The sequence below is a fragment of the Vibrio sp. 1401 genome (assembly GCF_033340295.1).
The window spans coordinates 1-544 of record NZ_JAWOWF010000741.1 but is presented as its reverse complement, the minus strand read 5'-3'; the positions used below and the strand labels follow the sequence as shown (position 1 = coordinate 544).

The window sequence follows — 544 nt, the reverse complement described above, 5'->3', positions numbered from 1 at the left end:
CCCATCGACGGTTCATCAAGTAAGATCATTTTCGGGCGCGCCATGAGTGCACGACCTATTGCAAGCATCTGTTGCTCACCGCCCGACAAATAGCCAGCGAGACCAGTACGTTCTTTGAGTCGAGGAAAGTAGTCAAACACCATTTCGATGTCTTTCTCGACCTCGTTGTCGTTGCGGGTAAACGCCCCTAAACGAAGGTTTTCAATAACCGTCATGTCTTCAACAATTCTACGCCCTTCCATCACTTGGAAATGTTGAAGACATGAAGGTTTTCAATAACCGTCATGTCTTCAACAATTCTACGCCCTTCCATCACTTGGAAAATGCCCGAACGGACGATCTCTTCAGGGCTCTTGTTGTCGATACGTTCGCCCATGAAGTTAATTTCCCCGCGAGTCACTTCACCATCTTCGGTTTTTAACAAACCCGAAATGGCTTTTAGTGTGGTCGATTTACCTGCCCCGTTCGCGCCTAACAGCGTCACGATTTGACCTTTAGGTACTTCAAGGCTCACGCCACGCAGAACCAAAATAACTTCGTCGTA

General features: G+C 47.8%; 1 pseudogene. It reads right to left on the bottom strand.

Annotation, left to right across the window (positions count from 1 at the left end):
• Window positions 1–544 (bottom strand): annotated as a pseudogene (locus tag R7Z77_RS27895) (ABC transporter ATP-binding protein); the annotation flags it as partial.